This is a genomic window from Serratia sp. A07 (assembly GCF_058725505.1).
In genome coordinates, this window is the sequence record NZ_JBZXDO010000032.1 from 1 (window position 1) to 23,366 (window position 23,366).

The 23,366-nt window shown below is 57.4% G+C and carries 23 protein-coding genes, 2 tRNA genes and 1 other RNA gene; 12 read left to right on the forward strand and 14 right to left on the reverse strand.

Translation table 11 applies throughout. From position 1 onward, the window contains the following. Window positions 1-123: 123 nt before the first annotated feature. Entirely contained in the window at window positions 124-1,119 is a 996-nt protein-coding gene (gene gapA, locus AC4PR2_RS22635) for a glyceraldehyde-3-phosphate dehydrogenase (protein ID WP_004932222.1), read from the reverse strand. 348 nt (window positions 1,120-1,467) lie between these two features. On the opposite strand from gapA, the gene msrB reads away from it, so the two are divergent. Both msrB and AC4PR2_RS22645 read left to right on the forward strand, forming a co-directional pair. Further along, entirely contained in the window at window positions 1,468-1,881 is a 414-nt protein-coding gene (gene msrB, locus AC4PR2_RS22640; RefSeq protein WP_004932219.1) for a peptide-methionine (R)-S-oxide reductase MsrB, read from the forward strand. A 63-nt stretch (window positions 1,882-1,944) separates the two neighbouring features. Beyond that, the gene (locus tag AC4PR2_RS22645; protein WP_033634809.1) at window positions 1,945-2,217 is read left to right on the forward strand and encodes a YeaC family protein; all 273 of its coding nucleotides are present in this window, start codon (window positions 1,945-1,947) and stop codon (window positions 2,215-2,217) included. Window positions 2,218-2,259: 42 nt separating this feature from the next. Here AC4PR2_RS22645 and chiD read toward each other — a convergent pair whose 3' ends face one another. From chiD to sppA, 4 genes are all read right to left on the reverse strand, one after another. Beyond that, entirely contained in the window at window positions 2,260-3,537 is a 1,278-nt protein-coding gene (gene chiD, locus AC4PR2_RS22650) for a chitinase ChiD (protein ID WP_492175500.1), read from the reverse strand. A gap of 232 nt (window positions 3,538-3,769) precedes the next feature. Then, on the reverse strand, window positions 3,770-4,402 hold the full coding sequence (gene pncA, locus AC4PR2_RS22655) for a bifunctional nicotinamidase/pyrazinamidase (protein WP_492175501.1): 633 nt from the start codon (window positions 4,400-4,402) through the stop codon (window positions 3,770-3,772). Between the two features lie 22 nt (window positions 4,403-4,424). Further along, window positions 4,425-5,441 carry an asparaginase gene (gene ansA, locus AC4PR2_RS22660; protein WP_492175502.1) on the reverse strand — a complete coding sequence of 339 codons (1,017 nt, stop codon included), beginning with the start codon at window positions 5,439-5,441 and terminating at the stop codon, window positions 4,425-4,427. Between the two features lie 93 nt (window positions 5,442-5,534). Beyond that, window positions 5,535-7,391, reverse strand: coding sequence for a signal peptide peptidase SppA (gene sppA / locus AC4PR2_RS22665; protein ID WP_060439795.1), 1,857 nt, complete (start codon window positions 7,389-7,391; stop codon window positions 5,535-5,537). Between the two features lie 160 nt (window positions 7,392-7,551). Between sppA and AC4PR2_RS22670 the strand changes: the two genes are divergently transcribed. The 5 genes from AC4PR2_RS22670 (at window position 7,552) to AC4PR2_RS22690 (ending at window position 12,640) form a co-directional block, all read left to right on the forward strand. Further along, the gene (locus AC4PR2_RS22670; protein ID WP_060423835.1) at window positions 7,552-8,103 is read left to right on the forward strand and encodes an NAD(P)H nitroreductase; all 552 of its coding nucleotides are present in this window, start codon (window positions 7,552-7,554) and stop codon (window positions 8,101-8,103) included. Between the two features lie 157 nt (window positions 8,104-8,260). Then, window positions 8,261-9,304, forward strand: coding sequence for a selenide, water dikinase SelD (gene selD, locus AC4PR2_RS22675; protein WP_060439797.1), 1,044 nt, complete (start codon window positions 8,261-8,263; stop codon window positions 9,302-9,304). Then, window positions 9,304-10,422: a tRNA 2-selenouridine(34) synthase MnmH gene (mnmH, locus tag AC4PR2_RS22680; protein WP_077267504.1), complete on the forward strand. Its 1,119-nt coding sequence runs from the start codon at window positions 9,304-9,306 to the stop codon at window positions 10,420-10,422. The genes selD and mnmH overlap by 1 nt, the downstream gene beginning before the upstream one ends. Further along, window positions 10,422-12,347, forward strand: coding sequence for a DNA topoisomerase III (locus AC4PR2_RS22685; protein ID WP_084827711.1), 1,926 nt, complete (start codon window positions 10,422-10,424; stop codon window positions 12,345-12,347). The genes mnmH and AC4PR2_RS22685 overlap by 1 nt, the downstream gene beginning before the upstream one ends. Then, complete coding sequence (locus AC4PR2_RS22690) at window positions 12,344-12,640, forward strand: YnjH family protein (RefSeq protein ID WP_049271911.1); 297 nt, start codon at window positions 12,344-12,346, stop codon at window positions 12,638-12,640. The genes AC4PR2_RS22685 and AC4PR2_RS22690 overlap by 4 nt, the downstream gene beginning before the upstream one ends. Before the next feature lie 21 nt (window positions 12,641-12,661). On the opposite strand, the gene AC4PR2_RS22695 is transcribed toward AC4PR2_RS22690, so the two are convergent. The 8 genes from AC4PR2_RS22695 to AC4PR2_RS22730 all read right to left on the reverse strand — a co-directional run bounded on the left by AC4PR2_RS22695 (window position 12,662) and on the right by AC4PR2_RS22730 (window position 16,898). Beyond that, entirely contained in the window at window positions 12,662-13,063 is a 402-nt protein-coding gene (locus AC4PR2_RS22695) for a pyrimidine (deoxy)nucleoside triphosphate diphosphatase (protein WP_492175510.1), read from the reverse strand. Between the two features lie 44 nt (window positions 13,064-13,107). Next, window positions 13,108-13,914, reverse strand: a complete 807-nt coding sequence (xthA, locus tag AC4PR2_RS22700) for an exodeoxyribonuclease III (RefSeq protein ID WP_033634797.1) — start codon at window positions 13,912-13,914, stop codon at window positions 13,108-13,110. 101 nt (window positions 13,915-14,015) lie between these two features. Further along, entirely contained in the window at window positions 14,016-14,588 is a 573-nt protein-coding gene (locus tag AC4PR2_RS22705; protein WP_033647601.1) for an LOG family protein, read from the reverse strand. 194 nt (window positions 14,589-14,782) lie between these two features. Continuing rightward, window positions 14,783-14,910: non-coding RNA, RtT sRNA (locus AC4PR2_RS22710), on the reverse strand. A 47-nt stretch (window positions 14,911-14,957) separates the two neighbouring features. Beyond that, window positions 14,958-15,042: transfer RNA gene (locus AC4PR2_RS22715), tRNA-Tyr, on the reverse strand. A gap of 213 nt (window positions 15,043-15,255) precedes the next feature. Beyond that, window positions 15,256-15,340: transfer RNA gene (locus tag AC4PR2_RS22720), tRNA-Tyr, on the reverse strand. A 176-nt stretch (window positions 15,341-15,516) separates the two neighbouring features. Then, window positions 15,517-16,365, reverse strand: a complete 849-nt coding sequence (purU, locus tag AC4PR2_RS22725) for a formyltetrahydrofolate deformylase (protein ID WP_060423821.1) — start codon at window positions 16,363-16,365, stop codon at window positions 15,517-15,519. Window positions 16,366-16,433: 68 nt separating this feature from the next. Continuing rightward, a complete protein-coding gene (locus AC4PR2_RS22730; RefSeq protein ID WP_084827712.1) occupies window positions 16,434-16,898 on the reverse strand; it encodes a YchJ family protein in 465 nt (154 codons plus the stop codon). Between the two features lie 118 nt (window positions 16,899-17,016). Here AC4PR2_RS22730 and rssA point away from each other — a divergent pair, with 118 nt between their 5' ends. The 5 genes from rssA (at window position 17,017) to AC4PR2_RS22755 (ending at window position 22,578) form a co-directional block, all read left to right on the forward strand. Next, window positions 17,017-17,919, forward strand: a complete 903-nt coding sequence (gene rssA, locus AC4PR2_RS22735; RefSeq protein ID WP_047730554.1) for a patatin-like phospholipase RssA — start codon at window positions 17,017-17,019, stop codon at window positions 17,917-17,919. A gap of 103 nt (window positions 17,920-18,022) precedes the next feature. Next, complete coding sequence (gene rssB / locus AC4PR2_RS22740; protein ID WP_038877239.1) at window positions 18,023-19,036, forward strand: two-component system response regulator RssB; 1,014 nt, start codon at window positions 18,023-18,025, stop codon at window positions 19,034-19,036. A gap of 214 nt (window positions 19,037-19,250) precedes the next feature. Beyond that, window positions 19,251-20,168, forward strand: coding sequence for a UTP--glucose-1-phosphate uridylyltransferase GalU (galU, locus tag AC4PR2_RS22745; protein ID WP_055312650.1), 918 nt, complete (start codon window positions 19,251-19,253; stop codon window positions 20,166-20,168). 43 nt (window positions 20,169-20,211) lie between these two features. Continuing rightward, the gene (locus AC4PR2_RS22750) at window positions 20,212-21,555 is read left to right on the forward strand and encodes a UDP-glucose dehydrogenase family protein (protein WP_038877243.1); all 1,344 of its coding nucleotides are present in this window, start codon (window positions 20,212-20,214) and stop codon (window positions 21,553-21,555) included. A 9-nt stretch (window positions 21,556-21,564) separates the two neighbouring features. Further along, on the forward strand, window positions 21,565-22,578 hold the full coding sequence (locus AC4PR2_RS22755; RefSeq protein ID WP_492175505.1) for an NAD-dependent epimerase: 1,014 nt from the start codon (window positions 21,565-21,567) through the stop codon (window positions 22,576-22,578). A gap of 180 nt (window positions 22,579-22,758) precedes the next feature. Here AC4PR2_RS22755 and hns read toward each other — a convergent pair whose 3' ends face one another. Then, window positions 22,759-23,166 (reverse strand): histone-like nucleoid-structuring protein H-NS, encoded by a 408-nt coding sequence (gene hns / locus AC4PR2_RS22760; RefSeq protein WP_004932170.1) that lies wholly within the window; start codon window positions 23,164-23,166, stop codon window positions 22,759-22,761. Window positions 23,167-23,366 lie beyond the last annotated feature (200 nt).

The following is a 23,366-nucleotide window of genomic DNA, read 5'->3' on the forward strand; positions in this document are numbered from 1 at the left end:
GCAGGTTTTTACAGGCAGAGCCAAAACCGAGTCGATAACCACGTCCACAGGACGTGGTTTTAAGTTAGGAATAAAAAAGGGCGACAAAAATGTCGCCCTCATTATCAGCTTAACATCATGCCATTACTTGGAGATGTGAGCGATCAGGTCCAGAACCTTGTTGGAATAACCGGTTTCGTTGTCGTACCAGGAAACCAGTTTCACGAAGTTGTCGTTCAGTGCGATACCGGCTTTGGCATCGAACACGGAAGTCAGCACTTCGCCGTTGAAATCGGTGGAAACCACGTCGTCTTCAACGTAGCCCAGAACGCCTTTCATAGAACCTTCAGCGGCATCTTTGATGGCTTTCTTGATTTCTTCGTAGGTAGCCGCTTTTTCCAGACGCACGGTCAGGTCAACAACGGATACGTTAGGCGTCGGTACGCGGAACGCCATACCGGTCAGTTTGCCTTTCAGTTCTGGCAGAACAACGCCAACCGCTTTCGCTGCGCCGGTAGAAGAAGGGATGATGTTCTGGGATGCGCCGCGGCCGCCGCGCCAGTCTTTGTGGGACGGGCCATCAACGGTTTTCTGAGTGGCGGTGGTCGCGTGAACGGTGGTCATCAGGCCTTCAACGATACCGAAGTTGTCGTTGATGACTTTAGCCAGTGGCGCCAGGCAGTTGGTGGTGCAAGAGGCGTTGGACACGATGTCCTGGCCGGCATATTTGTCAAAGTTGGCGCCACGCACGAACATTGGGGTCGCATCTTTGGATGGGCCAGTCAGAACGACTTTTTTAGCGCCAGCGGTGATGTGTTTACGTGCGGTTTCGTCGGTCAGGAAGATACCGGTCGCTTCAGCAACCACGTCAACACCCACTTCGTTCCACTTCAGGTTAGCCGGGTCTTTCTCTGCGGTAACACGGATGGTTTTGCCGTTAACAACCAGGTGGCCGTCTTTAACTTCTACCGTACCGTTGAAACGGCCGTGAGTAGAGTCATACTTCAGCATGTAAGCCATGTACTCTGCGTCCAACAGGTCGTTGATTGCAACGATCTCGATGTCAGAACGCTCTTGAGCAGCACGGAAAACAATGCGACCGATACGGCCAAAACCGTTGATACCTACTTTGATAGTCATATATTCCACCAGCTATTTGTTAGTGAATAAAAGGTTGGTTGTAAAATTACAAAAACCTTACCCAGCGTCAAGCGGAATCGTGTCAATTCTTGCGGCAAGTCAAACCGGAAGGGTGGTTTTGCACGCTTATTGCACAGTCCATTTGCGCTCGGCCTCATCCGTTATATGGGGACAAGCCGCCAAGTATAAAGTCAGCATACGCAAGAAGTGTGATCGCTATCACATATCATCGTGACGTGGCCTTTATGGGCTACAGTTTAGGCCAAAAACCCCTGCAGCGGTGTTAATTTTTTGTTATTATTAATCATTGTTTTCGTTGACATTATCCACATTCAGAGATAAGCACAAATGGCTAAAGAGACAACCCCCGGTCATCCGGTCACGGAACTGAATGAAATCCAACGTTATGTGACGCAACAGCGCGGCACCGAAGCGCCGTTCAGCGGCAAATTGCTGCACAACAAGCGCGAGGGCGTGTACCATTGCCTGTGCTGTAACCAGCCGCTGTTCTATTCCGAAACCAAATACGATTCCGGTTGCGGCTGGCCGAGCTTTTATGAGCCGGTTTCCGCCGATGCAATCCGTTATCTTGATGATAATTCACATAATATGCACCGTGTTGAAATCCGCTGCGGTCATTGCGACGCGCACCTGGGGCACGTTTTCCCCGATGGCCCGCAGCCGACCGGCGACCGCTATTGCGTCAACTCCGCCTCGCTGAGTTTCACCGATGGCGAAAATGGCGACCAAACGGCCGGCTAAGTGGTAATTTAACCAACAAAATCGATTCAGCTAATTATTCATCCGTAAGCGAGAAGGGCTCTGATGGACGTGAAAGATCTGATTGCGGCGATGACGCCCGAGATATACCAGCGCCTGGTACAGGCGGTTGAGCTGGGCAAATGGCCGGATGGCGTGGCGCTGACGCCGGAGCAAAAAGAAAACAGCCTGCAGGCGGTGATGCTGTGGCAGTCGATGAACAACGTCGATCCGCAGCACATGAGCATCGGCACCGACGGGCAGATCGTGATGAAGAGCAAGCAAGAGCTGAAACAGCAGTTCGTTGCCGAGCCGCTGGCCAAACTCAAACCGCAGTAAGGTTGCCCTAAAGCGGGGCGATGACGCCATCGCCCCGTCGGTTCACTGTTTTTCGCCCTTGATACCCAGCGATTCCGCCAGCTGCTGCGCCAGCCGGTTGTTATCGTCCGCGCCGTACTCCCAGAACATCGCCCCTCCCAATCCCTGGCTTTTGATGTACTCGGCCTTGATGGCCACCGAACGCGGGTTCTCGTAGGAGATGGCGAACAGCGGTTTGCCTGCGGCGGATTGCAGCGTCAGGTAAGGTACCTTGGCGTCGTCATCCCAGTGCTCGCGAAAACGATGCTGCGGATCGTTGAGCAATTTGCTGACGATATCGTGGTATTTAAAGTAGGTGTCTTTGCTGAGATCCAGCCCCAGCGCGTTGAACAGGGCGGTTTCGCGCGTGCTGAAGTATGGCTGCGTCACCGGATGTTTGGCGGCGTCCGGCTGGTCCCAGTCGATGCCCGCCTCGGTCGCCCGCTTCGGTACCCGGCCGTAGAAACCGATGCCCAGGTTCATCTGTGCCGGTTTCAGTCCGGCAGCCAGATAATTCTTTACCACGAAATCGGCGCTGTAACGGTCGGCGGCCGCCACGGTTGGCCAACGCTTTGAATCGTACAGGTTGGCATTGAAATACTGCGTGCCGTAAGCCATGTCGTAGGTCATCAGATTGATGTAGTCGAGGTAAGGGGCAATGCTTTTCACATCGACCCATTCCTGCGGGCTTTTGACGTTGGCCCCGACGGCGATGGTTAACAGCTTGCCTTTACCCAGCGCCTGGTGAAGCTCTTTCAGCAGCAGGGTGAAGTTGTCGCGGTCTGCCGGTTGGCTTTCCACCAGCCCCCAGGCGCCGTTCACCGTATATTCCCAGTCCAGATCGATACCATCCAGCTGATACTGTGCGATCACCTGCAGCGCGGAGCGGATGAATATCGCCCGGTTTTCCGCAGTCGCCGCAGCGGCGGAGAAGCCCCGTGAGCCCCAGCCGCCGACCGACAGCAGCACTTTCAGCTCGGGGTTCTGTTTGCGCAGCACCGGCAGCCGTTGCAGATCGGCCGTTACCTTCGGCGACAGGTAGATCTGGTGGCGGCGAGCGGGGTCTTTCAGCGCCGCATTGGCTTCGTCTTTCTCGCCGTTGTAGATCAGGCCGAACGAATAGTTGAGGTGGGTGATTTGCGTGACGTCCAGCTTGTCGATGTCGCCACCGGGGCCGGCGGTGACGTCGCCGCCGCCGTTGAAGTAGCCGACGGAGAGATAAGCGGCCTGAGCCGTGCCTGCGCCGGCCATAGCCAACTGCACCGCCGCCAGTAAAGGCAGCAGTTTTCGGGTTATTTTCATGTCTTTCTCCTTGGGTCGGCAAGGCCGACCGTACCGCCAGAGGCGGTCACAATAAAGCCGGGCTCAGCGGGCCCCGGATGCGTATAACCGATTGACGCCAAAAGCGTCGCAGCCATAACAGCAAAAGCGCCTGCCGGTCACAAGCCGTTGGGGAAGAAGAAGGGCGGTATTGTGAGCGGCGTCGATATTTTCGCCGCCGCGCAGAGAGGGCGCCGGTGGCGCCCCGGAGGATTTAGTTGGCGAGGAATTGTGACAGGGTAACCAGTTGTGCACCGGCGCGCGCCATGTCCTGCAGCGCCCGCTCGCTGTCGTCCGGCTGCAGATTCACGCCGCGGCAGCCGTCGACGATCACCTGCGTTGGATAGCCGGCAGCCAGCGCATCCAGCACGCTGAACTTGACGCAGTAGTCGGTCGCCAGGCCCATGATTGCCAGCCGCTGGACGCCCTGCGATTGCAACCAGCCGTGCAGTTCGGTCTGCGCACGGTGGCCGTTATCGAAGAAGGCGCTGTAGCTGTCGATATCCGTATCCTGCCCTTTGCGAAAGACGGCATTGATGTGTTGCCGTTGCAGCAGGGGGTGAAAATCGGCACCGTGGCTCCCTTGCACGCAGTGCACCGGCCACCACACCTGCGGCAGGCTCTCCAGCTCGCCAAGGGTGCCGACCGGTGCATGGGAATTCACCGCAAAGCTGCGGTGATTGGCGGGGTGCCAGTCCTGGCTGGCCACGACCGGCTCGCCACGCGCCAAACAGGCGGCGATCGCCTGATTGGCAACCGGGATGACGGTATCGCCCGCCGTGACCGCCAGCGCGCCGCCGGGGCAGAAATCGTTTTGCAGATCGATCAACAACAGGGCCGTTTTCATCGCCGCTCCAAAGATCAGTAGGTTAACCGTTGATGCTCAGTTCGCCGCGCAGGTCTTGCTGCATCAGGGCGCGGATTTGTTCCGGCGTCAGCGGCTGGCTCAGCAGGTAGTGCAGCTTGGTCAAGGCGGCTTCCACCGTCATGTCGAAACCGCTGATCACCCCGGCGTGCGCCAGCGCGTTACCGGTGGCGTAGCCTTCCATATTGACGCGCCCGGAGATGCACTGCGTCAGGTTGACCACCACGATGCCGCGTTCGGAGGCCGCACGCAACTCGTCGATCAGCTCGGCCTTTTGCGGCGCGTTACCGACGCCGTAGGAGCGCAGGATCAGCGCCTTGACCGGTTGCAACAGGAAGTTGCGCACCACCGCGCCGGAAATGCCCGGATAGATGGTGACCACGCCGATCGGCTGCGGCGTGATGTCGTGCACCCGCAGCGCGCCGTTGCAAGCCGGGCTGTCGATGCCGTGCTGGCGACGAATGTGAATGCCGGCTTCCAGCAGCGGCGGCAGATTCGGGGAGGCGAAGGCGTCAAAGCCGTCGGCGTGCGCTTTGGTGGTGCGGTTGCCGCGGAACAGCTTATTGTTGAAGAACAGGCTGACTTCGTTCACCGGATGGTTAGCCGCCAGATACAGCGCGTTGAGCAGGTTGGTCTGGCCATCGGAGCGCAGCTCCGCCAGCGGAATCTGCGAACCGGTGACGATCACCGGTTTAGCCAGGTGTTCCAGCATGAAGGAGAGCGCCGATGCGGTGAACGCCATGGTGTCGGTACCGTGCAGGATCACGAAGCCGTCGTAGCGATCGTAGTTCTGTTTGATGTCGTCGGCGATGTGCTGCCAATCTTCCGGCGTCATGTCCGAAGAGTCGATCAATGGCGCATATTCATGAATGGTGAAATCCGGCATTTCCGGGCGATGGAATTCGGGCATCAGCGCCAGCTGGCGCTGCAGGTGGCCGGAAACCGGGATATAGCCGTGATCGGAACGCTGCATGCCGATGGTGCCGCCGGTGTAGGCGACGTAAATGGATTTCTTTTGCATGGTCATGATTTTAACAAAGATAAGATGGGCTGAATTATAGGGGCATGGCGGCAGAAAAAAAGCCCGGCGATGGCCGGGCTGCAGAATTATTTGTTAGCGGACTTCTCCGCAGGTCAGACAGATCGCATAACGGTTTTGCGGATCGTTCAGGTTATTGAACAAGCCCGGCTGTTCTTTCACCGCGTTGGCGACCGAGGCCAGCGGGGCGGGCAGCATGGCCTGAATCGCCGCCGGCAGCATGGCGTGAATGGAAACGCCGAACTGGCTGAGCACCATATCGCTCAGGCTTGGGGTATCGACGAACCAGTCGAGCTGCCACTGCTGCAGCTTCGCCAGCTCGGCGGCTTTCTTCACCGCGTCGTCGAAATCGCCCAATTGATCGACCAGGCCGTTGGCCTTGGCGTCGCTGCCGAGCCAGACGTGGCCTTGCGCGATTTGGTCAACCTGCTGCGGGGTCATCTTGCGCGATTTGGCGACCAAATCGAGGAAGTTCTTATACCCGTTTTCGATGTTCAGCTGCATCATCTGCGAGAACTCTTGCGGCAATGCCTTGGTGACCGCAATGTCGGCCAGCGGCGAGGTCGCCACGCCGTCGGTGTGCACGCCCAGCGTATCCAGGGTTTTCTCGTAGGTGTTGATGATGCCGAAAATGCCGATGGAGCCGGTCAGGGTGCTCGGGCTGGCGATGATGTAGTCGGCCGGCGTCGAAACCCAGTAGCCGCCCGACGCGGCCATGCCGCCCATCGACACCACCACCGGTTTGCCGGCGGCGCGCACGGCGGCCAGTTCGGAGCGGATCACTTCGGATGCGCTGACGCTGCCGCCCGGGCTGTTGACGCGGAACACCACGGCCTTGATGGCCGGATCCAGGCGCGCCTGGCGCAGCTCGGCGGCGGTTGTGTCACCTCCGACGTTACCCGGCGTCTGCGGGCCGTCCATGATGGCGCCGTTGGCGAACACCACGGCGATCTTACCGCCCTGGTTGGCGTCCGGCTTCGGCTGGTAGTCGTAGATGCTGGTGGCGTTGAAATCGTTCGCCTGTTTATCCCAGCCGAAGGCCTTGACCAACTGATTTTCGATCGCGGTGCGCGAGGCCAGCTCGTCCACCAGCTTATTGTCCAGCGCATAGCGGGCGGTGTCGCCACCGGCCGCCTGCAGGCCGCTCAGTACGCCGGCAGCGCCCGGGAACAGCTGCTGCGGCGTCAGCTGGCGGTTGGCCGCCACGGTTTCCAGATAGTTCTGCCACAGGCCGCCAATCCAGCGGCTGTCCGCTTCGCGCGCCGCCGGGGACATATCGTCGCGGATCAGCGGCTCGACCGCCGATTTATAGGTGCCGACGCGGAAGATATTGGTGGTGACTTTAAGCATGTCCAGCAACGACTTGTAATACAGGTTGTTGGTGGCGAAACCGTGCAGATCGACCGCGCCCTGCGGCGACAGGTAGATTTTGTTGGCGTAGCTGGCCAGGAAATATTGCGTCTGGTTGTAGCTGTCGCCGATGGCGAAGATCGGCTTGCCGCTGTCGCGGAACTCGCGCAGTGCCTTACCGATATAACGCAGCGACGGTTGATCGGCGCCGGCGAAGTCATTCAGCTGCAACACCATGCCGGTAATGTTTTTGTCGTCTTTGGCCTTGCGGATGCTGTCCACCACGTCGAACAGCGAGTTTTCCTGCAGGCGGCTGCTGGAGGCACCCAACAGTTCGCGGCCCCATTGCCGCACCCGGTTGTTTACCGAAGGCTGATCGACCACCACGCCGCTTAAGTCAACCAGCAGCGCGCCGCGCGCCGGGGCCGTCGAGGTGGAGGAACTTTGGAAGGACAGATAGATGCCGACCCCAACCAGGATCAGCAAGACCAGGAACAGGTTAAGGATCAGTTCCCTGATAAAATTCAGCAGACGCCATGTCCACCGGAAAATGCCGGCAATAATTTGCCACAATGTGCGCATGTGCTCTCCAACAAGAGTCGAGAATGTTCCGCTATCCTAATGAGCGGCCGGGTAAATGTCAGCTTTAAATCGTGGCACGCAGACGCTATCGCCGAGGCTGTAACTCGTCGTTTAGCTATGTTAACGTGGCCGGAATGAAAATTGTTATCAGGAGTTTACGATGGATGCTCTGGATCTTTTATTGAATCGCCGCTCGGCTTCGCGCCTGGCGGAACCGGCGCCGGCGGGGGAAGTGCGTCAAAATATCATCAACGCGGGCCTGCGTGCGCCCGATCACGGCGCGCTGCAGCCGTGGCGTTTCGTGATGATCGAAAATCAGGGCCTGGAGCGCTTCAGCCAGCTGCTGCAGGCGGCGGCGAAGCAGGATCAACTGGACGAAGCGGCGATCGAAAAGGCCACCAAGGCGCCGTTCCGCGCACCGCTGATCATCACCGTCATCGCCCACTGTACTGAAGAGACCAAGGTGCCGCGCTGGGAGCAGGTGGTTTCCGCCGGTTGCGCGGTGCAGGCGATGCAGATGGCGGCGCTGGCGCAGGGCTTTAACGGCATCTGGCGCACCGGCGCCTGGACCGAGCATGCGCTGGTGCGCGAAGCCTTCGGCTGCCGCGAGCAGGATGAGATCGTCGGTTTCCTCTATCTGGGCACGCCACAGCTGAAGGCCGCCACCAAGGTGACGCCGCCGGACAGCGCGCCTTTCGTCAGCTATTTCTGAGTTTTCTCCCGCGGGGCGCGGCGAAAATGCGCCAAACCCCGCAAAATTGCATGGTTTCTGAGCAGGCCGTTCGCATATCGGCGGCCCGCTCTTATCAATCCCCTCGGCAAGCGCTACCCTATGATATCTTGAGTGCCGTTACCGAAGGGAGTGGACTATGACATCGCCAGCGATCCGTTTAACCCAGTACAGCCATGGCGCTGGCTGCGGCTGCAAAATCTCACCGAAAGTTCTCGAAACCATCTTGCACAGCGAGCGGGAAAAGTTTGTCGATCCGCGCCTGCTGGTCGGCAATGAAACCCGCGACGACGCGGCGGTGTACGACATCGGCAACGGCGTCGGCATCATCAGCACCACCGATTTCTTCATGCCGATCGTCGACGATCCGTTCGATTTCGGCCGCATTGCGGCCGCAAACGCCATCAGCGACGTGTACGCCATGGGCGGCAAACCGATCATGGCGATCGCCATTCTTGGCTGGCCGATCGCCAAACTGCCACCGGAGGTGGCGCAGCAGGTGATCGACGGCGGGCGTTTCGCCTGCCAGCAGGCGGGCATCGCGCTGGCCGGTGGCCATTCCATCGATGCGCCGGAACCAATTTTCGGCCTGGCGGTGACCGGCGTGGTCAATACCGAGCGGGTGAAGAAAAACAGCGCCGCACAGGCCGGTGCGAAACTCTATCTGACCAAACCGCTGGGCATCGGCGTGCTGACGACCGCCGAGAAGCAAAGCAAGCTGCGCCCTGAGCATCAGGGCCTGGCGACGGAAGTGATGTGCCGCCTGAACAAGCCGGGCGCCGACTTTGCCGAGGTGGCGGGCGTCACGGCGATGACCGATATCACCGGCTTTGGCCTGCTGGGTCACCTGAGCGAGGTGTGCCAGGGCTCCGGTCTGCAGGCGACGGTCTGGTTCGATCGGGTGCCGAAGCTGCCGGACGTCGAGGCGTATATTGCCGAAGGCTGTGTGCCGGGCGGCACCGGGCGCAACTTCGATAGCTATGGCCATCTGGTGGGCGAGATGAGCGATTTGCAGCGCCAGCTGCTGTGCGATCCGCAAACCTCCGGCGGCTTGCTGTTGGCGGTATTGCCTGAGTCGGAGGCGCAGGTGCTGGCGATTGCCAAGCAGCACGGTATCACGCTTGAGGCCATCGGTGAGCTGCATGTGGCATCAGCCGGTAAGCCGCTAATCGAGGTCGTGTAGTGTCCAACATGCCAGGAAGACCGGACTGCGCCGATTATCAACGCATTTTTTTGCAGGACGTGCCGCTGATTGACGTGCGCGCGCCGATTGAGTTTCAGCAGGGCGCCTTTGCACAGGCGGTGAATTTGCCGCTGATGATCGACAGCGAGCGGCAGGCGGTCGGTACCTGCTATAAACAGCATGGTCAACAAGCGGCGATCGCGCTTGGCCACAGTCTGGTGAACGGCAAACTGCGCGAACAGCGCACCGCCGCCTGGCTGGCGGCCTGCGCAGAGCGGCCCGCAGGCTATATTTACTGCTTCCGCGGCGGGCTGCGCTCGCAGCTGGTGCAGCAATGGCTGCATGAGGCCGGTGTGGATTATCCGCGTATCACTGGCGGTTATAAGGCACTGCGCAATTATCTGCTCGGTGTACTGACGCAAAGCGCGGCATTGCCGATGGCCCTGGTGGGCGGCAATACCGGCAGCGGCAAGACGCTGCTGGTCAACGAACTGGCCGACGGCGTCGATCTGGAAGGCGCGGCGCGCCATCGCGGTTCATCTTTTGGCCGAACGCTGGCGGGACAGAGCTCGCAGATAGATTTTGAGAATCGTCTGGCTGTGTTATTGCTGAAAAAACAGCATGGTGGCAGCCGCCGTTGGGTGCTGGAAGACGAAGGGCGGATCATCGGCAGCAACAATCTGCCGTTGCCGTTGTTCAACGGCATGCAGCAGGCACCGGTGGCGGTGATCGACGATCCGTTCGACATTCGCCTGGCGCGCCTGCAGGCGGAATATATCGACGGTATGCGCGAACAGTTCGAACAGGCCTATGGCGTGGAAGAAGGTTGGCGGCAGTACGACGACTATTTGCATCACGGCCTGTTCGCCATCCGCCGCCGTTTGGGCCTGGAGCGCTTCCAGCAGCTGACGCAGCGGTTGGAGGCGGCGCTGCGGGCTCAGCGCCTCAGCGGCCAGGGCGACGCGCACCGCGAATGGTTGGCGCCTCTGTTGCAGCAGTACTACGATCCGATGTATTGCTATCAGTTGGAAAAGAAAGCCCAGCGGATCGTCTTCCGTGGGAACTATGCAGAAGTAAGAGAATTCTTGATGACGTTCAGCCAGAAAAACGGTGATTAATGCGACTGTTCATAGCCGAGAAACCGAGTTTGGCGCGCGCCATTGCCGACGTCTTGCCCAAGCCGCATCGCCGAGGCGACGGCTATATCGCCTGTGGCAACAACGACGTGGTGACCTGGTGCGTCGGCCACCTGCTGGAGCAGGCTCAGCCTGACGCCTATGACAGCCGCTATGCGCGCTGGTCGTTGGCGGATCTGCCGATCATCCCCGAAAAATGGCGCTTGCAGCCGCGGCCTTCGGTCAGCAAACAGCTCAACGCGATTAAAAAGCTGCTGCTCGAAGCCGATGAAGTGGTTCACGCCGGTGACCCGGATCGCGAAGGGCAACTGCTGGTGGATGAGGTGCTGGACTACCTGGATTTGACGGCGGAGAAGCGCCAGAACGTGCGCCGCTGTCTGATCAACGATCTCAACCCGCAGGCGGTGGAGCGTGCGGTCGAGCGCCTGCGCGACAACCGAGACTTTATCCCGCTGTGCGTGTCCGCGCTGGCGCGTTCGCGCGCCGACTGGCTGTACGGCATCAATATGACCCGCGCCTATACGCTGTTGGGCCGCAACGCCGGTTACGACGGCGTGCTGTCGGTGGGCAGGGTGCAGACGCCGGTGCTCGGATTGGTGGTGCGTCGCGACGAAGAGATCGAAAACTTCGTGCCAAAAGACTTCTTTGAGGTTAAGGCGCACATCGTCACGCCGAAAGAAGAACGCTTTGTGGCGCTGTGGCAACCCAGCGACTCCTGTGAACCTTATCAGGATGAAGAAGGGCGTTTGCTGCACCGGCCGTTGGCGGAACACGTGGTCAAGCGCATCGAGGGCCAGCCGGCCCTGGTCACGGCCTATAATGATAAACGGGAATCAGATACCGCACCGCTGCCGTTCTCGCTCTCCACGCTGCAAATCGAGGCGGCCCGGCGCTACAACCTCAGCGCGCAACAGGTGCTGGACGTTTGCCAGCGGCTGTACGAAACCCACAAATTGATCACCTATCCGCGTTCCGACTGCCGCTATCTGCCGGAAGAGCATTTTGCCGGCCGCCACGCGGTGCTGAACGCCATCAGCGTGCACCAACCCGAGCTGTATCCGCAGCCGGTGATCGACAGCGATCGCCGCAACCGCTGCTGGGACGATAAAAAGGTCGATGCGCACCATGCCATCATTCCCACCGCCCGCGCCGGCAAGGTCAATTTGACGCAGGATGAACGGAACGTGTATGGGCTGGTGGCGCGCCAGTACCTGATGCAGTTTTGTCCGGATGCGGTGTTCCGCAAATGCGTGATCGAGCTGGATATCGCCGGCGGCAAATTTATCGCCAAGGCGCGTTTCCTGGCGGAAGCCGGCTGGCGCACGCTGTTGGGCAGCAAGGAGCGCGATGAGGAAAACGAAGGTGCACCGCTGCCGGTGGTGGACAAAGGCGATGAGCTGCTGTGCGAACGCGGTGAAGTGGTGGAGCGCCAGACGCAGCCGCCGCGGCCGTTTACCGACGCCAGTCTGCTGTCGGCTATGACCGGCATCGCGCGATTCGTACAAGATAAAGCGTTAAAGAAAATCCTGCGGGCGACCGATGGTTTAGGAACGGAAGCGACGCGAGCGGGGATCATCGAATTGCTGTTCAAGCGGGCGTTTCTGTACAAGAAGGGACGCTATATTCACTCCAGCGAAACCGGGCGCGCGTTGATTCACTCGCTGCCGGATCTTGCTGCGCGCCCTGATATGACGGCCAACTGGGAAGCCACGCTGACGCAAATCAGCGAGAAATCCTGCCGCTATCAGGACTTTATGCAGCCGTTGGTCGGCACGCTGCAAGAGCTGATTTATCAGGCTAAGCAGAGCCGGGCGAGCATGGCGTTTCGTGGATTGCCGCCGCCGCCCTCCAGCGGAGGCAAAAAACGCAGGAAAAGCGCCGGCAAGGCGCAGGAGAAGAGTGAATGAAGCGTGGACTCAGTGGGGGATTGGCTGCCGCTGCCCTGATGTTTTCCGGCCTGGCAGTCGCCAATCGCGGCGATGTGGACGTGGTGTTACCGGTTTCGCCGGAGATTTGGGGCACGGCCAAAAGCGGCGTCAACCCACCGCCGGCACAGCCCTGCAACCGCTGTTGCGTCTACCAGAATCAAAACTATTCCGAGGGCGCGGTGCTTAAAGTGGAAGGGGAAGTGCTGCAGTGCGTGCGTGAGCCTAACACCATCGGCACCAACCCCTTGATTTGGGTGCGATTGAAGAAGTGACGATGTAACCTGTCGCCGCGCTCAGCGTGCACCGCTTTGCGCGGCGATATAGTCCGCCAGCAGTGGAACGTAGGCGGGCGCCAGGGCGTATTCCTGCGCCTGCTGCGGCGTAACCCAGACCAACGCCGAGTGGCAGCGTTGTTGCAGTTCACCGGAGAACGCCGTGACTTGCCAGGCGTGCAGGCGGATGATGCGTTCGCCTTGCTGCCACTGATTGCTGCCCACATAGTCGCCGATACGGGCGCAAATTCCCAATTCTTCATCCAGCTCGCGCGCCAGCGCTTCTGGCTGGCTTTCGCCCGTTTCAACCTTGCCGCCGGGAAACTCCCACAGACCGGCCTGATCGCTGCCTGTGCCGCGCTGGGCCAGTAAAATGTGGCCGTTCTGTTCCAGAATAGCGGCTACCACGTCGATAATTTTCATTGGCTTCACAGAGTAAAACCCCGGCGAGCGCCGGGGTGATGGGGTTACAGCGTAAACTCCGCCCAGACCGGCGCATGGTCGGAAGGTTTTTCCATACCGCGGGTTTGATAATCGATGCCGGTGGCGATGCAGCGCGAAGCCAGCGGGGTACTGGCCAGCAGCAGATCGATACGCAGGCCGCGGTTGTCGTCGAACCCTTTGGAACGGTAGTCGAACCACGAGAATTCGTCGTTGCGCCCCGGATTGGCGTGGCGATAGGTGTCTACCAGGCCCCAGTTCAGCAGGCGGTCCATCCATTCGCGCTCTTCCGGCAGGAAGGAACACTTGCCGGTGCGCAGCCAGCGTTTACGGCTGTCTTCGCCGATGCCAATGTCATAATCGCTCGGGCTGATGTTCATGTCACCCATGATCAACACCGGGGATTCCGCCGACAGCTGCTGCTCCAGGTAGTTTTGCAAATCCTGATAAAAGCGTGTTTTAGCCGGGAATTTGATCGGGTGGTCACGGCTTTCACCTTGCGGGAAGTAGCCGTTGATCACCGTCAGCGTGCCCTGCGGCGTCGCCAGATCGGCCATGATGATGCGACGCTGCGCATCTTCTTCATCGGTCGGGAAACCGCGGCGCACGGCCAGAGGCTCCGCTTTGGTCAGCAGCGCTACGCCGTAATGGCCTTTTTGCCCGTGATAGAACACGTGATAGCCGTGCTGGCTGACTTCTTCCAGCGGGAACATGTCGTCGTGAACTTTCGTTTCTTGCAGGCCGATCACGTCGGGCTGGTGCTGTTCGATAATTGCCGCCAGCTGATGCGGACGCGCGCGCAGTCCATTGATATTAAAAGAGACAAACTTCATGAGCGGTGCCGTTTTCACGAGAAAAATGTGCTGTGATAGTAGCAGAGTTTGGCGGGAAATGTAACGCAGACAGCGGCAGGGCCGCTGGCTGCGCAGCGGGTTTATTTCGCCCAGCGGTCGTAATTTTTGGGTTGATAATCGTCAAACTGTTGCAGCAGCGTTTGCGCCGATTCACTGATGTGCAGGGTGCCGAGATAGTCGTGGCGCATAAAGCCCTGATCGGCGACGTGTTCGAGGAATTGGCTCAGCGGGCGGTAGAAGCCGTTAACGTTCAGCAGGCCGACCGGCTTGTTGTGATAGCCGATTTGCCCCCAGGTCCAGATTTCAAACAGCTCTTCCAGCGTGCCGATGCCGCCGGGCAGGGCGATAAAACCGTCCGCCAGCGCGGCCATACGGGCTTTGCGCGTATGCATATCAGGCACCACTTCCAGTTCGGTCAGGCCGCGATGCGCGGTTTCCGCTTCAACCAGGCGCTCGGGGATAATGCCGACAGCTTCACCGCCCGCCGCCAACACGGCATCTGCCACGATCCCCATCAATCCTTTCTTGCCGCCGCCGTAGATTAAACGGCGCCCCTGTGCGGCCAGCAGCTGCCCCAGTTGACGAGCCTGCTCGGCATAAGCGGGATTGACGCCTTCGCTGGCACCACAAAAAACGCAAATATTGTTTCGCATCCACCTGTTCCTTACTGCACTAAAGAAGCCAGTGGTATAGCGAATTGTCGGCCGGAGTTCAAGTTACGGCTGGGAGTGAGGAAATAAAACATCGAGGTGAACGCGGGGAATAAGGGGGGATAAATTGAGTTTATTGATACGAGGGCATTGGGTGCGATGTGCTTTAAGTCGATTTGAGAATGTCCTGCAAGAGATGGTGGTGGGGGAAGGATGATTCGTCGCTGTGCGACTCACCCTGCGGGCCGCGCTGAAGCGCGTTGTCTCACTGCGTGAGACTCGAACCTTGGTCGAAGCTTCTCATCCTTCCCCAGTGCGGAGCAATATGGATGCGGTGTGCTTTAAGTCGGTTTAGGGAGTTTTTGCAAGAGATGGTGGTGGGGGAAGGATTCGAACCTTCGAAGTCTGTGACGGCAGATTTACAGTCTGCTCCCTTTGGCCGCTCGGGAACCCCACCATGATATTCATGGATTTACTAATTGTTGCTCCGGTTTTATCCGGAAGAAACCTGGCCGGCTTCTTTACTGCTTCTTCGCTCCTGGCGGAGAAAAGATGGTGGTGGGGGAAGGATTATTCGTCACTTCGTTCCTCACCCTTCGGGCCGCGCTAAAGCACGTTATCCTTCCCTTTCTGATTCGCTTTAACCCAATGCGTATCAGCAACGAAAAGATGGTGGTGGGGGAAGGATTCGAACCTTCGAAGTCAGTGACGGCAGATTTACAGTCTGCTCCCTTTGGCCGCTCGGGAACCCCACCATATTACATGGCTATTTAACTGGCCTTGCTTGCGAGAGCGCTGTCTCGGTAAGCGGGGCGCATCATATCAAATGAAGCGGATGTGTAAAGCATTGAAATGCAGAAAATGAATCGTTTGCCGTTTTTTTATTCTTGGCGGTGCATCCCTGAACGAAATGCACCGATTTATTGAGCGATTACAGAATAACGGTGCGGTTGCCGTAGACGAAGACGCGCTGTGCCAGCACCTGATACAGCGCGCGGCTGAGCACATTTTTCTCTACGTCACGCCCGGCGCGCATCATATCCTCGGCGGAATAGGTGTGATCGACGTGGATCACGTCCTGCATGATGATCGGGCCTTCGTCGAGATTGTCGTTAACGTAGTGGGCGGTGGCGCCGATGATTTTTACCCCGCGCTCATAGGCCTGGTGATAAGGGCGCGCGCCGATAAACGCCGGCAGGAACGAATGGTGAATGTTGATCACCTGATTCGGATAATGCTGCACGAAGGCCGGGGTCAGCACGCGCATATATTTGGCCAGCACCACGTAATCCGGCTGATATTGATCGATCTGGGCCGTCATTTCGCGGTCGTGTTGCTCACGCGTCAAGCCTTCGTGGCTCACCAGATGGAAAGGAATATCGAAACGTTCCACCAGCGTTTGCAGCGTGTCGTGGTTGCCGATCACGGCGGCGATTTCAACGTCGAGGCCGCCATAGGCGCTTTTCATCAACAGATCGCCCAGGCAGTGGGCCTCTTTGGTGACCAGCACCACGATGCGACGGCGCCCGGTGCTGTGCAGCTCGCGCAGCGAACCTTCCGGCAGCGCGCTGTCCAGATCGGCCAGCAGCGTGTTGTCGTTGAAAATGCCTTCCAGCTCGGTACGCATGAAGAAACGCCCGGTGCGGTGATCGACGAACTCATTATTCTGAACGATATTGAGTTCGTGCTTGTAACAGATGTTGGTGATCTTGGCGATCAGCCCTTTGGCGTCCGGGCAGATGGTGCGTAACACTTTCCGTTGTACATTTTGGTGTGGCATGGGTTTGAGGATCCTGTCTGATACTGAACGGCCTGTCTGCGCAGGCGTAAACGTGAAGCGCCGGCCGGCTAGCGCCCGCAGCACTTCTTGTATTTTTTCCCTGAGCCACAGGGACAAATCGCATTTCTGCCGGGCTGGGGTTTGGTGCCGTCGATATAATACCAACGTTGATCGCGACGAAGGAAGCGCGAGCGCTCATGCATCGCCTGCGGTTCGCCGCTTTCGCCATCGGTAAAACGGGCGATGAATTCGACGAAGCCTTCGTCCGGCTCATGGCCGGTTTTCTCTTCCACGATCGTCAGGCCCAGCCATTCGGTATTTTTAAAGCTGTCGACGATCGCATTGCGCCAGGCTTCGGCGCCGCAGTCGGGGTGCCAGGTAGCGATCAGATAATCGACGTTATGATTCACGTAGGCGGTGAAGCGTGAACGCATCAGCTGGCCGGGCGTCGGCGCCGGTTGGTTGCCGCTGATAAAAGGGGCACAGCATGCGTTATACGCCAGTCCGCTGCCGCATGGGCATGATTCGGGCAAAATAACTCCTGAGAAGACGAGGCAGAAAATGAATTTAGCGCATATGTTACCTAACAATATTCGTCAGTGACAATCTACCCTGAAAGCAGATACCCCCTGTTACCGAGAGGATGGCGCTATGCGGCAAATCAAGATCGGACTGGCGCTGGGAGCTGGCTCGGCTAAAGGCTGGGCGCACATCGGCGTGATCAATGCGTTAAAGAAACTGGGAATTGAGGTCGATATCGTTGCCGGCTGCTCTGTCGGTGCGTTAGTGGGCGCGGCGTTCGCCAGCCATCGCCTGCCGGCGATGGAGCAGTGGGTACGGTCGTTCAGCTATTGGGACGTGATTCGTCTGATGGACTTTTCCTGGCAGCGTGGTGGCCTGTTGCGCGGCGATCGGGTGTTTAACGCCGTCGGACAGCTGTTGAAGATCAACGATATTGCCGAATGCGCGCTGAAGTTTGGCGCCGTGACGACCAATCTCAGCACCGGCCGCGAACTGTGGCTGACCGAAGGCGATATTCATCAGGCGGTGCGCGCTTCCTGCAGCATGCCTGGCCTGCTGGCGCCGGTGTGGGCCGACGGCTATTGGCTGGTGGACGGCGCGGTGGTCAATCCGGTGCCGGTGTCGCTCTGCCGGGCGCTGGGTGCCGATATCGTCATCGCGGTCGATCTGCAGCATGACGCGCACCTGATGCAGCAGGATTTGTTCTCGGTACGCATTGAGGACGAAAGTTCGGACGATGCGCCTGCCGATACCTGGCGCGGGCGTCTGAGAGAGCGCGTCGGCAGAATGCGACAGCGTAAACCGACGACGGCGCCGACGGCGATGGAGATTATGGGCACCTCGATTCAGATGCTGGAAAATCGCCTGAAGCGTAACCGGATGGCGAGCGATCCGCCGGACGTGCTGATCCAACCTTTTTGCCCGCAAATCTCGACGCTGGATTTCCACCGCGCCGATGAAGCGATCGAGGCAGGGTTACTGGCGGTGGAAAAACAACTGGATCGGTTGTTGCCGTTGATAAAAAATAGATAATTCTCGGTTCTTGGTTGGCAATGCGCGGTCGGTCTGATTCAGACGAGCATAAGTGACCTTTTTGAGCCACTATTACACTATGGAAAGGGACGAGGCTCGGCTGATGGCATTACCACTCACTCACAAACGCATCTTGATCGTTGAGGACGAACAGGTTTTTCGTTCCGTGCTGGTCGGTTATTTGACCTCGCTGGGCGCTGAAACCGGCGAGGCGACCAACGGTTTGCAGGCGCTGAGTGCCGTCGATGACTTCAAGCCCGATCTGATTCTGTGCGATCTCGCGATGCCGGAAATGGGCGGTATCGAATTCGTTGAGCACCTGCGTTTGCAGGGGGGGCAGATCCCGGTGCTGGTGATCTCGGCCACCGACAAGATGGCCGACATTGCCAAGGTGTTGCGCTTGGGCGTACAGGATGTCCTGCTGAAGCCCCTGACCGATCTCAATCGCCTGCGTGAAGCGGTGCTGGCGTGTTTATACCCCAATATGTTCACCTCTCAGGCGATTGAAGAGGTTGAGCTGTTTCAGGATTGGGATGCGCTGAGCAAAAACCCTTCCGAAGCCGTCAAACTGCTTAAACAACTGCAACCGCCGGTACAGCAGACCATTGCACATTGCCGGATCAACTATCGGCAGTTAACCACGGGCGAAAATCCCGGTCTGGTGCTGGATATTGCCGCGTTGTCAGAAAAAGACCTGGCATTCTATTGCCTGGACGTCACGCGCGCCGGCGATAATGGCGTATTGGCGGCATTGCTGTTGCGCGCATTATTTAATGGGTTGCTGCAAGACCATCTGGCTAATCAACAACATCGTCTGCCGCAAATGTCAGCATTGTTAAAGCAGGTTAATCAATTATTGCGGCAGGGGAAATTAGATGGCCAATTCCCACTGTTGCTGGGATATTACCACGCCGAAAATAAGAACCTGATTCTGGTCTCCGCCGGGCTGCATGCCAACGTCAATACCGGGGATAATCAAATTCAGCTGAGCAACGGCGTTCCGCTGGGGACGCTGGGGGCGACCTATATGAACCAGATCAGTCAACGTTGCACCGCCTGGCAATGTCAGGTGTGGGGCAGCGGGGGCCGATTGCGGCTGATGCTGAGCGCTGAATAACGGGCGCCGAGCGGCGAGATCTTAAGCTATTCACTTATCGGTAATTAAACCGTTTATTTATTCTCCCGATTATCAGAACGGGTAATAGTCCTAAATGTTTTCTATTTGTGTTCTGGCTAATGCTCGGCGCGCATAAGCTGGTATACTCCGAAGGTTTTTTTTATATCGAGCCCAAGCTCATAAAATGAGCGTTTTAGCTTTAAGAGAGGAAATAATGCCTGCTGTAAATCGCAAAGTCAGAAAAGCCGTGATCCCGGTTGCAGGCTTGGGTACGCGGATGTTACCGGCCACCAAAGCCATTCCAAAAGAAATGCTGCCGCTGGTTGATAAACCGCTGATCCAATACGTCGTCAATGAGTGCATTGCGGCAGGGATTAACGAGATTGTGCTGGTCACTCACTCCTCCAAAAACTCGATCGAAAACCATTTTGATACCAGTTTCGAACTGGAAGCGATGCTGGAAAAACGCGTCAAGCGCCAATTGCTGGATGAAGTACAGTCGATCTGCCCGAAAGGCGTTACCGTGATGCAAGTCCGCCAGGGGAATGCCAAAGGCCTGGGGCACGCTATCATGTGCGCCTACCCGATGGTGGGCGATGAGCCGGTCGCCGTGGTGTTGCCGGACGTGATCCTCGATGAATACAGCGCCGATCCGAAAAAAGACAACCTGCACGACATGCTGCAGCGCTTCGAAGCCACCGGCGTCAGCCAGATCATGGTTGAACCCGTGCCGCATAAGGATGTCGGAAACTACGGCGTAGCCGACTGCAAGGGCGTCGATCTGCAACCTGGCGAAAGCGCGCCGATGGTCAGCGTGGTCGAGAAGCCGTCGCCGGATAAAGCGCCTTCCAACCTGGCGATTGTCGGTCGTTACGTGCTGTCCGCCGATATTTGGCCGCTGTTGGCGAAAACGCCTCCAGGTGCCGGCGACGAAATTCAGCTGACTGACAGCATCGAAATGTTGATGCAGCAGGAAACGGTGGAAGCGTATCACCTGAAAGGCGTGAGCCATGATTGTGGCAACAAACTGGGTTACATGCAGGCATTTGTGGAATACGGCATGCGCCATGCCAGCCTCGGTAAAGAATTTTCTCAGTGGCTGCAACAGGTTGTTGCCGCTGACAAGAAATAATTGAGTGATCTTTCGTCTTAATTTGAAAAACTAGGATTTTCACATGAAAGTAACAGTTTTTGGTATTGGTTATGTGGGTCTGGTGCAGGCCGCCGTGCTGGCTGAAGTTGGCCATGACGTTATGTGCATTGACGTCGATGAGCGAAAAGTCGAAAACCTGAAAAAAGGAAATATCCCGATTTTTGAACCGGGCCTGACGCCGCTGGTGCAGCAAAACTATGAGGCCGGCCGTCTGCATTTCACTACCGATGCCAAAGCGGGCGTGGCGCACGGGAATATCCAGTTCATCGCCGTCGGTACGCCGCCGGATGAAGACGGTTCCGCTGACCTGAAATATGTCACTGCGGTTGCGCGCACCATCGCCGAGCACATGACCGATCGTAAAGTGGTGATCGACAAGTCCACCGTTCCGGTCGGCACGGCGGACAAAGTGCGTCAGGTGATGGCGGAAACGCTGGCGAAACGCGGCAGCAGCGTGCCGTTCGACGTGGTGTCTAACCCGGAATTCCTGAAGGAAGGTGCGGCGGTAGCAGACTGTATGCGCCCTGAGCGCATCGTTATCGGTACCGATAATAAAGATGTGATCGAACCTATTCGCGAGCTGTACGAGCCGTTTAACCGCAATCACGATCGTATGATCATGATGGATATCCGTAGCGCAGAGCTGACCAAGTATGCTGCCAACTGCATGCTGGCGACCAAGATCAGCTTTATGAACGAAATGTCCAACCTGGCGGAAATGCTGGGGGCGGACATTGAGAAAGTGCGTCAGGGCATCGGTTCCGACTCACGCATCGGTTATCACTTCATATACCCTGGCTGCGGCTACGGTGGTTCTTGCTTCCCGAAAGATGTCCAGGCGTTGATCCGCACGGCGGAGCAGATCGGTTATCAACCGAAGCTGCTGCAGGCGGTTGAGCAGGTCAACTACCAACAGAAAGATAAGCTGAACAGCTTTATCAAAGACTACTTCGGCAGCGATCTGAAGGGCAAAACCTTCGCGCTGTGGGGCCTGGCGTTCAAGCCGAATACCGATGACATGCGTGAAGCGTCCAGCCGCGTGCTGATGGAGCAACTGTGGGCTGCCGGCGCCACCGTTCAAGCCTACGACCCGGAAGCAATGAACGAAGTCCAACGCATCTATGGCCAGCGTGACGACTTGAAGCTGATGGGTACCAAAGAGGCTGCGCTGCACGGCGCCGATGCTCTGGTGATCTGCACCGAATGGCAGAATTTCCGCGCACCGGACTTCGACGTGATCAAAAGTGAACTGAAGCAGCCGGTGATCTTCGATGGACGTAACCTGTACGATCCGGAGCGTTTGGAGAATCGCGGCTTTACCTACTACGCGATTGGCCGCGGCGCCTCGATTAAACCGGTTATTTAAGGAGTGGGCATGAAATTCCTGGTTACAGGCGCCGCAGGATTTATTGGCTATCACGTTGCAGAGCGTTTGTTGACCGCCGGTCATCAGGTTGTCGGCATTGATAACCTGAACGACTATTATGACGTGGGCCTGAAAACGGCCCGTCTGGACAGACTGGCGGATAAGCCGGGATTCCGCTTTATCAAGCTGGATTTGGCCGATCGTGAAGGGATGGCGGCATTGTTCGCCGAGCATCAGTTCCAACGAGTCATTCATTTGGGGGCTCAAGCCGGCGTACGTTATTCGCTGGTCAATCCGTTGGCTTATGCGGATGCTAACCTGATCGGCCATTTAAACGTTCTGGAAGGCTGCCGTCATAATAAAGTCGAGCATTTGCTCTACGCCTCTTCCAGTTCGGTATATGGCCTGAATCGCAAGCTGCCGTTTGCGACCGAAGATTCGGTTGATCATCCGGTGTCATTGTATGCGGCAACGAAAAAGGCCAATGAGCTGATGGCACACAGCTACTCCCATTTATACGGTCTCCCGACGACGGGGCTGCGATTCTTTACCGTATATGGCCCTTGGGGGCGTCCGGATATGGCGCTGTTCAAATTCACCAAGGCCATATTGGCGGGGGAGAGCATCGATGTATATAACCACGGTGAAATGCACCGTGACTTTACTTACATTGATGATATCGCTGAGGCGATTGTACGGCTGCAGGCGGTTATTCCGCAGGCGGATCCGTCATGGACCGTTGAACAGGGATCGCCGGCGACCAGTTCCGCACCGTATCATGTTTATACTATCGGCAATAACACGCCTGTTAAACTGATGGAATATATCCGTGCGTTGGAGCAGGCATTGGGGGTGACCGCCCGTAAGAATATGCTGCCGATGCAGCCTGGCGACGTGATGGATACCAGCGCAGATACGGAAGAGCTTTATCGTGACATTGGTTTTAAACCGGAAACCAGCGTTGAAGAGGGCGTGAAGCGCTTCGTTGACTGGTATAAGGCATTCTACCAGGTTCATAATTGAACGTGGGTAAATGCGATAAAGGGGGCCTTAGGGTCCCTTTTTTTTCACTGAAATTTCATGATCGAAGGAAAAGCGAATTAGGATATTTACTAAAAGGATAGGGGGGCGGGTACAGAACGATAAGCTTTAAAATGAAAAGGCCCCCCGCAGGGAGCCTTTCAGATACGGACTGAATCGCTATTACAGCAGGAAATCGTCCAGAGATTTACCTTGCTCTTCGATAGCTTTCTTAATCACCGCAGGAGTACGGCCTTGGCCGGTCCAGGTTTTCAGCTCGCCGTTTTCGTCTTTATATTGGTATTTAGCAGGACGTGCTGCACGTTTTGCTTTACCGGCAGCCTTGTTGGCAGCCATGGTTTGCAGCAGTTCATTCGGGTCGATACCGTCAGCAATCAGCATTTCGCGGTATTGCTGCAGCTTACGAGTGCGTTCTTCGATTTCTGCTTGAGCCTGGCTGTCTTCTTCGCGACGTTCGTTCACAACAACTTCCAGTTTCTCGAGCATTTCTTCCAGCGTTTCCAGAGTGCATTCTCTTGCCTGGGCGCGCAGGGTGCGGATGTTGTTCAAAATCTTTAATGCTTCGCTCATTGTCCTAGTCTCAAATTATATTGGTGGGGGGCGTCTCGATAATAATAGAGTGCTCTTTTCTTTTCTGCAATAGCCAAATTGACTTGAATACTCAAATTTACCTTTAAAAAAACCGTTAATCGGATCAGTCCGACAAATAATAGGAAGGCCTGTTAACTATTACCTTCATCGAGCTTAAGTCAAAATTTCAGCAGACAGGC